Genomic DNA, 13,045 nt, shown 5'->3' on the forward strand with positions numbered 1-13,045 from the left:
TTGTGTTACCGCCACGTCGGCCAGCAAGGGAGCGGCGACAAAGGGGTTAACTATCAAGGTGCTGAGCCATAAGCGCAGTGCTTGTGTGCACTTGGGTTGCCATAATCCAAAGGTGAACGGCTTAAGCGGCATTTTTTGCTGTAACATTCCATGTTCCTCGCCAATGAACGCGTGTCACTTACGCGGTGTTGCTGTCGCTCCAACGACCGATTGAGTGTAGCCATTGGCCCATGGGTTTGCCAAACTTTTGCCGTCTGCCCTTGGGTTGCCTTGCGGATTAAAAGTTCATGACGAGGTGCAGTCCCGCGTAGGTGTGATCCTGTGAACTGAGGTCGCCATTTGCCTGCGCTTCTCGGATGATATCGCTTTGAGCGAGGCTGTGGCTGAGATGACCATAGAGCTCGATATTGGCAGTTAATTGATAATGGGCTTCAAGGCCAAATTGCAGGTGGTTTCTGCCATTGTGATCGGGTGTGATGTATTTAAAATCAAAACCTTGAATTATATAAGGGGTGAGCGTAAAGCGCTCGCTCAGCGGCCAATTGCTGTGCAGGCTGGCCTCAACAAAGTAACCCGCCGCTTCAGTGGAATAGACATAACTGATTGCAGGAACCAGCCAAGGTAAACGGTTATAGGCGATTTCGGCAAAAAGTTCGTTATCTTGGCTGCGAGCATCGCTAAAGCTCTCAATGCGTTGATAGCCGATATTGGCGTCGAGGTGTTCGCTCATGCTGAGGGCGTATTCAAGGCCGATATTCCACTCAGTGTAGGCTGAGTTGTCGGCGCGCCCGACGAGGGCGTAGGTGGTCAAGTTGCCATATTGCGCCGCAGCATTGAGCCAAAAGATACCGCTATCCGGCAAATTATTGCGCCCTTCGGAGAGGTATTTGCTGTCCCAGCCGATATCGACGCGAAGCGCCCAAGGCGTGCTATCTTGCTCTGCTGCTGCCGCTTGTTCCGCCTCGGCAGCGTTTAGCGTGGCAATGCTTTCCATTGACTGGAACTGGCTTGGCGCAGTCACGGCCTCATCGGCCAAACTGCAGTGGCTTACACTGATTAAGCCTGCGGCGAGAACCCGTTGCGAGAGTTTACTGAGCGAGCGAGTCGCCATTATCCATTTTTTCATAGCGGTAATCTGCTGCCAATCCTTCATTTTTTGTCTAGGGTACGATCATAGCGGGCCTAAGATTAACAATTAATGGGAATTAATCGCATTTGCGATCTAGCCATCAAGATTGACATCCCAAACCGGTCCAAAGAATGAATTGAGAGATAATTCACTTTTTTATTTTTCAACGTCACTTGGGCTGACCCAAGGAGGCAATTGCATTTTTTGCCTTGATAAATGACAGTTGAGCCCCTATGTATAGCCTATACAGACTGTAGAGGAATCACTATGAGCAACCCTTTGCTTAATGGCACGACGTTACCGCTTTTTTCACAGATTAAACCTGAACACATTCAAGTTGCCGTCGAGCATGCGCTTGCTCAATGCCGAGCAAAAATTGATGAAGTCCTGCAACATCAAGGTCCCTTTACCTGGGAAAACCTCGTCGCGCCATTAGAGCAAGTGGATGATGAGCTTAGCCAAATTTGGTCACCCATTTCTCACATGAATTCTGTCACCAGTACCGAGGAGTGGCGTGCCGCCCACGATGCTTGTTTGCCGCTATTGTCGGAGTATGGTACCTACGTAGGCCAGCATCAAGGCCTGTACCAAGCCTATAAAAGCCTGCGCGCCAGTGAGGCATTCTCCCAATTAAGCCAAGCTCAGCAGCAGGTGATTGAACACAGTTTGCGTGACTTCGAACTCTCGGGCATCGGCTTAGATGACGCACAAAAAGTGCGTTATGGTGAAATCGTAAAACGTCTTTCTGAGCTGACCAGCGGCTTTTCAAATCAATTGCTCGATGCGACCCAAGCGTGGACTAAGTTGATTACCGATGAAGCTGAACTCGCAGGCTTGCCAGATTCGGCTAAGGCAGCCGCTAAGGCCATGGCCGAGGCTCGCGAGTTAGAGGGCTGGTTATTTACCTTGGATTTCCCCTCGTATTTGCCAGTGATGACCTACAGTGAAAACCGCGAGTTAAGGGAAGAATGTTACCGCGCCTTTGTGACCCGCGCCTCGGATCAAGGCCCGAACGCCGGCGAGTTTGATAATGGCCCATTGATGGATGAAATCCTCGCGCTGCGCCATGAACTGGCACAGTTATTAGGATTTGACAGCTATGCCGAAAAATCCCTCGCCACCAAAATGGCAGAAACGCCCGCGCAGGTGATGGCTTTCTTAAATGAGCTGGCGCTGCGTTCTAAAGATCAAGCTAAGGCCGAACTTGCTGAGCTAAAAGCCTTTGCGCAGGAACAGTTTGGCGTGACCGAAATGGCTTCTTGGGACTTAAGTTTTTACGCTGAAAAATTGCAGCAGCATAAGTATGAGATTTCACAAGAAATTCTTCGGCCGTATTTTCCTGAAGACAAAGTACTGGCGGGCCTGTTTTACACGGTATCGCGGTTATTTGGCTTAAGGATTGAAGAGCAAACCGAGTTTGAGCGTTGGCATGATGATGTCCGATTCTTTGATATTTTTGATGAAACCGGTGAGCACCGCGGCAGTTTTTATTTAGATCTCTATGCCCGCACCGGTAAGCGTGGCGGCGCGTGGATGGATGATTGCCGCGTGCGCCGCCAAACCGCCAAGGGTTTGCAAAAACCTGTGGCCTATTTGACCTGTAACTTCAATGGCCCGGTTGATGGTAAACCGGCGCTGTTTACTCACGATGAAGTGACGACCCTGTTCCATGAATTTGGTCATGGTATCCACCATCTGCTCACCAAAATTGATGTTGCGGGCGTGTCTGGTATCAACGGTGTGCCATGGGATGCGGTCGAATTGCCGAGCCAATTTATGGAAAACTGGTGCTGGCAAGAAGAGGCCTTAGCGGAAATCTCTGGCCACTATGAAACCGGCGAGCCATTACCAAAGGCATTGTTGGATAAAATGCTCGCCGCGAAAAACTTCCAATCTGGCATGATGATGCTGCGCCAATTAGAGTTCTCGCTGTTCGATTTTAGAATGCACCATGAATACGATGCTGCGAAAGGCGCATGCATTCAAGCCACCTTAGATGAGGTGCGTCGTCAGGTGGCGGTGCTCATTCCACCGGCATTTAACCGTTTCCAACATGGTTTTGCCCACATTTTTGCGGGCGGGTATGCCGCGGGCTATTACAGCTACAAATGGGCTGAAGTGTTGTCGGCGGACGCCTTTTCGCGCTTTGAGGAAGAAGGGATTTTTAACCCCGAAACGGGACGACGCTTTTTGCACAACATTTTAGAGATGGGCGGTTCCGTCGAACCTATGGTGCTATTTAAGCAATTTATGGGACGTGAACCAAGCATTGATGCGTTGCTGCGTCACTCTGGCATTGCCTCGTAACGTTTATGGCGGTTTTATCGCGGATGCCATCATGGTGTCGCGGTAAGCCTTTGATCAACAGGCGCCCTTGTGGCGCCTTTTTTGTGTGAGCAAGATCTCACTTGCTCCCTGGTATGACCTCTGTTAGCCTGTGGGCCTTATTTCAGAGGCTGCTGGTTATGAATCTGTATTTTCGATTGTTTTGGTTATTATGTTGGCGTATTCGCCAGTGTCGTGCTATTGATTTTTTGGGGACGAGCCGAATTGCTTACCGCGCCCTTCCCAGTGATTGCGATATCAATTTTCACCTGACCAATTCCCGTTATCCCGCCTTTATGGATTTAGCGCGCACTTACATGTTGGCCGAAATGGGGCTGCTGAAACGCTTTTTAGCACTCAAGTGGATGCCGATAGTGAATGCCGCCGAGTTTACCTACATCCGAGATATTAAACCCTTAAAAACCTTCGAGATTGAAACCAAAGTCGTGGGGTGGGATGAAAAATACTTCTATATTGAGCAACGTTTTATCAGTGAACGCGGCTTGCACTGCTTAGTGCATGTCCGTGGGGTGTTTGTCTGTAAAGGTAAGCAGGTGCCCCTCGACACCCTGCTCAAGGAGGCAGGTTACACTGAGCCTGCTCCCGAGTTACCGGCAGAAGTGATTAAATGGAAAGCGTTTTTACAGTTAAAAAAAGAGCGCAATCTGCCGTAGGTTCTCGCGGTGGCAACTTAAGGGATGCTCCTTAGGCCGTGGTGTTGGGTGGTTTGAGCAAGTTGCACCTCTTGGTGGACGAGCATCCAAGCGCCGCGTAATTGGGCTTGGTGCCAGTAGCGCACTAATTGATCAAAGTCCAATAGGTTCAAGTGGTTAAAGCTATAGCTTAAGCAGGGGATGAGGGCGCAGTCGGCTAAGGTAAAGCTATCCTGACACACCCAATGATGCTGACTAAGGTGTGCATCTAAACGCGCAAATTGTTGCAGCAGCTGGTTTTCGATGCGCTTGATATCAAGGGTATTGCTTAGGTTTGACGCTGTTAACCTTTCGAATTTAAATAATAAATTATTGATATCATTGTCGATAATCCGGTCAAGCAGCCGTACTTGTAGGTTGCGCTCAGGTTCGGGGGGCAGCAGCTGGGCGCTGTTGGTCACATGCCTATCTAAATATTCAATAATGATGCTCGACTCGGGGATAAGCTCTCCAGTGGCCGTTTTGAGCAGTGGCAGTTTTTCGGTGTGATAGGCCTGCTGAAAGTGCAGCCTTGTTTGAGGATCGCTAAAGTCTGTGATGCGAGGAGAAAAATGCGCCTGTTTTTCATAGAGTGCGATCAACACTTTTTGTGAATATCGCGATAATGGGTGATAAAAAAGCTCCATAAGCGCAGACTCCGATGGGAAATACTCAATTAAACCAAACTCACGCGGCTTGCCCTAATCTTAGCCCTAAGGCTTCACTTTAGCTGCAATTGTGGCACTTGGAATCGCGTTTGATAACTGCATCAGGTGCTTAAGCGCTGCCAAGCTGGGTATGTGCATACAAACAATCCCCCATTGCCACGCATTATATTGCCTCAAGTTAATGATAATTATGTATTTTTAAGTTTAAAGGTTTGATGGATAACACATTTGCTGTAGCGGAACAGCGCTTGGGTTAGTTTAGGGCTTGAGCTAGCGCGGCGTGATGGCCTGCCTCATTCTCAGCAGTCGCGGTGCTTGCCGCGCGGTTAACAACTTTACTTTCGCTAATGTGTAAAAAAGGGTTGGTATATTTGCTCAGCCTTGGGTGGGTAACTACAATGCGAGTGCTAATTTGTTGATAAGCAACCTGCTCTTGCGGGTTGTTGACGTCCTCACCGTCGGTAATGCGGCGGGTGTCATGATTTTCCCCCCTGATGGAATTGCGCGCATTCACCATAAATTAGCTATAGATTGGCTGTAGATGGGTTATAGCGCTATAGAACTGCCAAGATCAAGGCGCAGCAGTTTATCTATTGCATAAGCTTACCTATAGTTTATTAGCTTATTAATTTATGCAGCTGTTAAATGTGATGCGGCTCTGTTGCTTGGTTGTGGGTGGCGATGTAATTAAGCTCAGCGGTTTGCAGTTTACTTGATGGTCGACCTTGTTGATTTTAATAGGGTATGCGATAAATAACGGTTTTTTATTTTAGTGATAATTACGGCTATACCAATCCAAATAAGTGGCTTGGTATATCGGTCATTCATTTTTGAAGGAGTTCTCATGCGGCAGACAATTAAACTTGCCTCAGTTATAAGTGTGGCGTTATGGATGGCAGCTTGCAGCCCTCAAGAAGCGAAAGCCCCTGCCAATGCTGGCCCGCAGAGCGTTGAGGTAGGCGTGGTCAATGTTGTTGCCAAGTCGCAGGCGATCCAAGTGGAGTTGCCGGGCCGCAGTAAAGCATTCCTCGAGGCTGAAGTTCGTCCGCAGGTCAATGGGATTATCACTAAGCGTAGTTTTGTTGAAGGAGGCCTTGTTAAGCAAGGGGAGTCCTTGTATCAAATTGATTCTGCGCCCTATAAAGCGGCGCTCGTCAGTGCCAATGCCGATTTAGCCCGCGCCAATGCTGCGTTAGCCTCGGCAAAAGCCAGAGCGACACGTTATCAGCAATTAGTGAAAACGAACGCGATCAGTCAGCAGGATTTTGATGAGGCCGATGCGGCCTACAAAGAAGCGCTTGCGAGCGTGACCGTGGCTGAAGCCGCCATCAATACAGCTAAAATCAACCTGCAATACACGGAAGTGCTGGCGCCCATCTCAGGCCGTATCGGCAAGTCGAGCGTGACCGCTGGCGCGTTGGTGACCGCCAACCAAAGTCAAACGCTGGCGACCATTCAGCAGCTTGATCCTATCAATATCGATATTGCTCAATCGAGCGCCCAACTCCTGCGCCTGAAGGCAAAGCTAACCCAAGGCAAGTTGCAGGCGACGGATAATGCCGAGGTGCAGTTAGTTTTAGAAGACGGCACAACCTATGGTCACTCAGGGAAATTGCAATTTGCCGAGGTGAGTGTGGATGAAAACACCGGCTCTGTGATTTTGCGCGCCGAGTTCCCGAACCCCGATGGCCTGTTGTTACCGGGTATGTATGTGCGGGCGGTGCTGAATGCTGGTACTGATCCACAGGCGATTATGGTGCCGCAACGAGCAATTAGCCGTAATCCAAAGGGCGAAGCTGTGGCAATGGTCGTCAATGACCAAGGCGTGGTCGAAGCCAAAATCGTTAAAACGGCGCAAGCCATTGGCAATGAGTGGCGGATCACCTCCGGCTTAACGGTTGGCGATAAGCTGATTGTCGAAGGCTTACAAAAGATTCGCCCAGGCTCCCCGGTTACCACTCAAGTTATTTCTGAAACGCAAGCACAATAGGGCATCGCTATGGCACGTTTTTTTATTGATCGGCCCATTTTTGCGTGGGTGATCGCCTTAATGATTATGTTGGCAGGGATCCTCTCGATTCGATCTTTGCCTGTATCTCAATATCCCAGCATTGCGCCACCGACCGTGGTGATCACCGCTAATTACCCCGGAGCCTCTGCCAAAATTGTAGAAGACTCCGTGACGCAGGTGATTGAGCAGCGCATGACCGGGATTGACCATTTACGTTATATTGCCTCTACCAGCGATAGTTTTGGTAACGCCCAAATCACGCTGACCTTTAACTCCGAGGCCGATCCCGATATCGCTCAGGTGCAGGTGCAGAACAAGCTGCAAGGAGCGATGACATTATTGCCTCAGGAAGTGCAATCCCAAGGGGTTAACGTTAACAAGTCGAGTTCAGGCTTTTTAATGGTGCTCGGTTTCGTCTCCCAGGATGGCAGCTTAGATAAGAGTGACATTGCCGACTATGTGGGGTCGAATGTCGCCGAGCCGATGAGCCGTGTGCCGGGGGTGGGTGAGATCCAGCTATTCGGCGCGCAATATGCGATGCGTATTTGGCTCGATCCGATGAAGTTGACTCAGTATAACCTGACCAGCTTAGACGTGGTTGCAGCGATACGTTCGCAGAACGCCCAAGTGTCAGCGGGACAAATTGGGGGAACGCCCTCGCTCCCAAGCCAAGAGCTGAATGCGACTGTGTCGGCCCAAAGCCGATTACAAACCCCAGAGCAGTTCCGCAAAATTATCCTTAAGTCCGACACCTCCGGCGCAAACGTGTCTTTAGGTGACGTGGCACGGGTGGAATTAGGCTCTGAAAGCTATGCAGTGGTGTCGTTTTATAATGGCAAACCGGCATCGGGTTTAGCGATTAAACTCGCCACTGGCGCTAACGCCTTGGATACGGCTAAAGCCGTACGCGCAAAAGTTGACGAGATGAAACCCTTCTTCCCGCAAGGATTGGAAGTGGTTTACCCCTACGATACCACGCCCTTCGTTGAGCAATCGATTGAAGGCGTAGTGCATACCTTGCTGGAAGCTATCGTACTGGTGTTTGTCATCATGTACTTGTTCTTGCAGAATTTCCGCGCAACCTTGATCCCAACCATTGCGGTACCTGTGGTATTGCTCGGAACCTTTGCCATTTTGTCGGCCACGGGTTTTTCGATTAATACCTTGACCATGTTTGCCATGGTGCTAGCCATTGGTCTATTGGTAGACGATGCGATTGTGGTCGTGGAAAACGTCGAGCGGGTTATGTCTGAGGAGGGCTTAAGTCCACTTGAGGCCACACGCAAATCGATGGACCAAATTACGGGCGCCTTGGTAGGGATTGGTTTGACGCTGTCGGCGGTATTCGTACCTATGGCATTTATGGCCGGTTCGACAGGGGTGATTTACCGTCAGTTCTCTATCACTATCGTGGCGGCGATGGCCTTGTCGGTGCTGGTGGCGGTGATCCTCACTCCTGCGCTGTGTGCCACTATGCTAAAACCGGTTAAAAAGGGCCATGGCCATATAGAAACAGGCTTTTTTGGCTGGTTTAACCGTAGCTTTGATAAATTAACCTCGCGCTATGAGGCGAGCGTTGCGGGCATCATCAAACGTAGCTTTAGGGTGATGATGATTTACGTGGTACTGGTTGTCGCGGTGGGTTGGATATTTATCCGCATGCCAACAGCATTCTTACCCGATGAAGATCAAGGGATTTTATTTAGTCAGGCGATTTTGCCGACCAATGCGACCCAAGAAAGCACCTTGAAGGTATTAGAAAAAGTGTCTGATCACTTTTTGGCCGAAGAGGGCGTTAACTCGGTGTTTAGCGTGGCGGGCTTTAGTTTTGCCGGTCAAGGGCAAAATATGGGGCTGGCGTTCGTGGGCTTAAAAGATTGGTCAGAGCGCGAAGCGCCGGGCATGGATGTTAAGTCGATTGCTGGCCGAGCCATGGGGGCTTTTAGTCAGATTAAAGAGGCCTTTGTGTTCGCGTTTGTCCCCCCAGCGGTGATTGAACTGGGTACGGCTAACGGGTTTGACATGTACCTGCAGGATAAAAATGGCCAAGGCCACGACAAGCTGTTAGCGGCCCGCAATCAGTTGCTGGGCATGGCAGCGCAGAATCCAAATCTTGTCGGTGTTCGCCCTAACGGCCAAGAAGATGCGCCAATTTATCAATTACATATTGATCACGCTAAGTTAAGTGCGTTGGGGGTATCGATTACCGATGTCAACAGCGTACTGACTACAGCGTGGGGCGGATCCTACGTCAATGACTTTATCGACCGCGGCCGTGTGAAGAAAGTGTTCGTCCAAGGTGATGCCAAGTATCGGATGCAACCCGGTGATATTGACACTTGGTATGTCCGTAACAGCAAAGGCGATATGGTGCCCTTTTCGGCCTTCGCGACCGGCGTCTGGGAATATGGCTCGCCTCGCCTAGAACGATTTGACGGTCTGCCGGCGATGAACATCCAAGGCGCGACGGCGCCCGGATTTAGTACCGGTGCGGCGATGACCATTATGGAAGACTTGGCAAAACAGTTGCCTCCCGGTTTTGGCATCGAGTGGAACGGTCTCTCCTACGAGGAGCGTTTATCTGGCAATCAAGCGCCAGCGCTCTATGCGCTCTCGATCTTAGTGGTCTTCCTCGTCTTGGCGGCGCTCTATGAGAGTTGGTCGGTGCCTTTTGCGGTTGTACTGGTCGTGCCGCTCGGCATTATCGGAGCCTTGATCGCGATGAATGGCCGCGGCCTACCCAATGACGTATTCTTCCAAGTGGGGCTGTTAACCACGGTGGGGCTCGCTACTAAGAACGCGATTTTGATTGTGGAGTTTGCCAAAGAGTACTACGAGAAAGGTACGGGGTTGGTCGAGGCCACTCTGCATGCCGTACGGGTGCGGTTACGGCCGATCTTAATGACTTCCTTGGCCTTCGGTTTAGGGGTTGTTCCTTTGGCAATTAGTACCGGTGTGGGTTCTGGTAGCCAAAATGCGATTGGTACAGGCGTGTTAGGCGGGATGATGAGCTCAACCTTCCTTGGCATTTTCTTTGTGCCGTTATTTTTCGTGATTGTGGAGCGCATCTTTAGTAAGCGCGAACGCAAAGCGAAAGACGAGCAGTCCAACAGCGCTGAGTAACTGCAGCCGTTGTTGAGTCAAAGCCCTGCCCTGTTGCAGGGCTTTTTTGTGGCTAAAATAAGGCTTGGGATCTGCGGTTTGTGGCGTTAAGTGGTTTGTAGCGTTAAGTGGTATGTTGCTTGAAGCGGAATGCTGGCATATTGCATCCCCTTTATAGGCTCAATAACGTCTGGCATCCTAGGTGTACACGGGAGCGATGTTAGCCAATGCGAGCAGGCCGTGGGTCAGGGCAGCAGTTGACGCCCCGCTCAGAAAAACTAAAGTAATCATATTTGTTTGTGCTGACTTGGAGTGATGTTGTGGCACCGAGGGTTAATCTTGTAACTAAGCGGCTATTGGCTGCTTGCTTATGTTATGCCGTTGCTTTGGGGGTGATGGTGTATGGGGTGAATGCATTTTATCTCGACCAACTGGTGCTACCCGAGCTGACGCGCAGTCTCGCTGTTGCGCTGCTGCTCGTGGGGATGGGGTTAGCTCCGCAGCTCTTTTTTATGTCGGTAAGCCAAATTATATCGCAACCTGAAAACATGACATTGACGGCAAAATTGCAGGGATATCTGTTTAATCTTGGGGTATTTTTGTTGATTTGCAGTCTGCTGATGGAGTGGCTATATCATCAGGGGTGAGCGTCGCTTCTGCCCGGCGGATATGGACAGCGCTAATGCCAAATGCAAAAAAAATGGACTCTCAAGGAGTCCAGTATTCACGAGCAAAATGGCTGCCCTAAATGTTGTGCATGAGGACTATAGCGGGTCAACACTGAATCGGAGCTGAATGCTTGGCCGTGAGCTTACGCGATTGTGGCAGAGGTGTGGGTAGGTAATATTTCTGCAGGCCGCCCTTGATGGCTGATGAAATTTGCTTTTGTTTGTGATTAGCTGTTGCCATTAAAATAACAATAATAGGGGTAGGCAATGGATACGCTGTTTTTGGGGTTAGCGCTGGTGTTTATCGTGAGTTATCTCTGGTACGTCAGCCTTGTAAAAAAATATCGCGCCGTGCTTGATGCGTTATCGAGTATGGAAGTGTCGTTAAACAAAAGACTTGAGCCGCTAACCGCGCTCCTCGCGCAGACGCCAGGCATGGCGGCACCGTTAGCGGCTGAGCCTTTGTCAGCCAAGGGCGCTGAAGCTTGCTCGGAAGCGGCAGATCCTGCTAAAACCGCAGCCGCCATCCAAAACTCTCCGCTTGAGCCGCAACTGGTGGCGTTAGCCGCTCGTATTCGCGCGCTGGCAAGTCAGCACGCCCAAGCTTGGTTACCCTTAATGCCCCCGAAATCCAGCATCGCGCCCGCTGAGGTCAGCGCTTATCTGGAGAGTGTCGAGCAAGTTAATCAACACTTGGCCGCATGGTTCGCTTCAATCAGCCGATTGGAGATGAGCCGATTGGCGATAGCGACGGAGCCCCCATCTTGGCAACCGTTTGGGCAGGGAGCGCCGCTCGAACATAGTGATGTGTATGAGGCCGAAACCCCGATGGCGGCATCTGCTCGCTACTACAATGCCGCTGTGCTTGAGCTGAATACGGCAGTTGAGATTTTTCCCGGTTCGATCATTGCTGCCATCGCCGGCATAAAGCGGATGCCTGAATATGCAGCCTTCAAGGCAGGCGTCGCTGCTGAGCATGCAACCCGTTGAGGTTAAAATGTGTTGAGCTTGATTGCTTAGACTCCATTAAGCTTCATCAGGCTAGGCTGTTGGCATTGGCATTGGCGTGGTTTGGGGTAGAATTTGGATCGTTAAATCGTGAGATAAACCAGTACTTTGCTATTATTGAAGTACGCTAATTTAACCAATACACGGGATGTGGATGCCTTTCTCCTGCTCATGGAACTCAGTTTTGTTGATCCGCGCACGTCAAACGCTAGCGTTTGGCGCCGTGGCGCTTGGCCTGTACTGCTGGCTCGTGCCCTTGAGTGCGAATGCCGAGGAGCCTAACAGTGCTGGCAAGACTCGGATTGTGGCGCGCTATTCTGACGGCGGTATTGTCAGCAGTGAGGGGCAGGAAAAGGTTAAAGTTTATCAATACCAACAACCTAATGGCGTCACGGTGTTTACCGACAAGGCTCCCAGTAATAATGCGTATCAAATATTGCTCTATGAGTGTTTTGCTTGCCGTCCTGACTCTAAAATTGATTGGAACAACATTCGGTTATTTCGATCTCACTATGACTCGCTGATATCCAGAGCGGCTCGTAAGCATCAGTTGGAGCCAGCGCTGATCCGCGCGGTGATTCATGCTGAGTCTGCATTTGATTTTCGGGCGATTTCCCGCAGTGGTGCCATGGGGTTGATGCAATTGATGCCTGAAACCGCCAAGGAAATGGGTGTCTCCAATGCCTTTGTGCCCGAAGAAAATATCCTCGGCGGCAGTAAATATTTAGCGCAAATGCTTAAGCTGTTTAATGGCGATATCGCCTTAGCTTGCGCCGCATACAATGCGGGGCCAACGACGGTGACCCAGTACAATGGCATTCCGCCCTATCCTGAAACAAAGGCCTATGTTGAGCGGGTGCAAATACTCTTGAAACGCTATCGACAGCAACAGGGCGCTTAAGCTTATCAAGACTGGCGAGCGCGAGTTATCACGCTCGCTGGCTCGCATCTTTATCGCTTATCGTTATCCCTAAACGCGCATCATCGAGTAATCTTGGCTGCGCTTGAGGTTATTCGCCCACTTCCCACTTGACGGTGACGCTGCCGCCCGCCTGTCCTAAGGCTTTGGCGAGATAATCGGTGAGTTCAAGCGCGATGTCATCGAGCTGCCAAGGTGGGTTAATAACCCATAATCCTGCCGCTGTCATGCCAAACTCGGTGGAGTCGGGGCTGATGGCCTGCTCAATTCTCAGTTGGCGTTTGATGCCGCTATTGGCAAGGCGGCTTAACATGCCTTCGGTCTGCGCGCGATTCACCACCGGATACCACAGCATAAACACGCCAGTGGCAAAGCGTTTGTGGGCTTTGATTAATGTCTCGGCGACATCTTGATAATCGGTTTTGATTTCGTAACTGGGGTCAACCAATACCAGTGCGCGGCGCTCTAGCGGCGGCACTGCGGCAATCAGTCCTTTTAAGCCGTCGCCTTTGATGACTTTGAC

The 13,045-nt window shown here is 50.5% G+C and carries 11 protein-coding genes; 7 read left to right on the forward strand and 4 right to left on the reverse strand.

The window, feature by feature from the left end; translation table 11 throughout:
* Positions 1-277: 277 nt before the first annotated feature.
* The gene (locus ACRCZA_RS00035) at positions 278-1,111 is read right to left on the reverse strand and encodes a hypothetical protein (RefSeq protein WP_438672474.1); all 834 of its coding nucleotides are present in this window, start codon (positions 1,109-1,111) and stop codon (positions 278-280) included.
* A gap of 285 nt (positions 1,112-1,396) precedes the next feature.
* Here ACRCZA_RS00035 and prlC point away from each other — a divergent pair, with 285 nt between their 5' ends.
* Both prlC and ACRCZA_RS00045 read left to right on the forward strand, forming a co-directional pair.
* Positions 1,397-3,436, forward strand: coding sequence for an oligopeptidase A (gene prlC / locus ACRCZA_RS00040; protein WP_438672464.1), 2,040 nt, complete (start codon positions 1,397-1,399; stop codon positions 3,434-3,436).
* A gap of 158 nt (positions 3,437-3,594) precedes the next feature.
* On the forward strand, positions 3,595-4,128 hold the full coding sequence (locus ACRCZA_RS00045) for a thioesterase family protein (protein ID WP_438672465.1): 534 nt from the start codon (positions 3,595-3,597) through the stop codon (positions 4,126-4,128).
* Positions 4,129-4,145: 17 nt separating this feature from the next.
* Here the strand turns inward: ACRCZA_RS00045 and ACRCZA_RS00050 are convergent, their stop codons facing one another.
* A complete protein-coding gene (locus ACRCZA_RS00050; protein ID WP_438672466.1) occupies positions 4,146-4,793 on the reverse strand; it encodes a glutathione S-transferase family protein in 648 nt (215 codons plus the stop codon).
* A gap of 274 nt (positions 4,794-5,067) precedes the next feature.
* The gene (locus ACRCZA_RS00055) at positions 5,068-5,331 is read right to left on the reverse strand and encodes a hypothetical protein (RefSeq protein ID WP_438672467.1); all 264 of its coding nucleotides are present in this window, start codon (positions 5,329-5,331) and stop codon (positions 5,068-5,070) included.
* A 327-nt stretch (positions 5,332-5,658) separates the two neighbouring features.
* Between ACRCZA_RS00055 and ACRCZA_RS00060 the strand changes: the two genes are divergently transcribed.
* The 5 genes from ACRCZA_RS00060 to ACRCZA_RS00080 all read left to right on the forward strand — a co-directional run bounded on the left by ACRCZA_RS00060 (position 5,659) and on the right by ACRCZA_RS00080 (position 12,504).
* A complete protein-coding gene (locus ACRCZA_RS00060) occupies positions 5,659-6,804 on the forward strand; it encodes an efflux RND transporter periplasmic adaptor subunit (RefSeq protein WP_438672468.1) in 1,146 nt (381 codons plus the stop codon).
* Positions 6,805-6,813: 9 nt separating this feature from the next.
* Positions 6,814-9,948 (forward strand): efflux RND transporter permease subunit, encoded by a 3,135-nt coding sequence (locus ACRCZA_RS00065; RefSeq protein WP_438672469.1) that lies wholly within the window; start codon positions 6,814-6,816, stop codon positions 9,946-9,948.
* 299 nt (positions 9,949-10,247) lie between these two features.
* Positions 10,248-10,574, forward strand: a complete 327-nt coding sequence (locus tag ACRCZA_RS00070) for a hypothetical protein (RefSeq protein ID WP_438672470.1) — start codon at positions 10,248-10,250, stop codon at positions 10,572-10,574.
* Positions 10,575-10,862: 288 nt separating this feature from the next.
* Positions 10,863-11,585 (forward strand): LemA family protein, encoded by a 723-nt coding sequence (locus tag ACRCZA_RS00075; RefSeq protein ID WP_438672471.1) that lies wholly within the window; start codon positions 10,863-10,865, stop codon positions 11,583-11,585.
* A 172-nt stretch (positions 11,586-11,757) separates the two neighbouring features.
* On the forward strand, positions 11,758-12,504 hold the full coding sequence (locus ACRCZA_RS00080; RefSeq protein WP_438672472.1) for a lytic transglycosylase domain-containing protein: 747 nt from the start codon (positions 11,758-11,760) through the stop codon (positions 12,502-12,504).
* Between the two features lie 109 nt (positions 12,505-12,613).
* Here ACRCZA_RS00080 and rlmJ read toward each other — a convergent pair.
* The coding region (gene rlmJ / locus ACRCZA_RS00085) for a 23S rRNA (adenine(2030)-N(6))-methyltransferase RlmJ (RefSeq protein WP_438672473.1) at positions 12,614-13,045 on the reverse strand (432 nt) is incomplete at its 5' end.

The sequence above is a fragment of the Shewanella sp. genome (assembly GCF_051658185.1).
GTDB lineage: Bacteria > Pseudomonadota > Gammaproteobacteria > Enterobacterales > Shewanellaceae > Shewanella.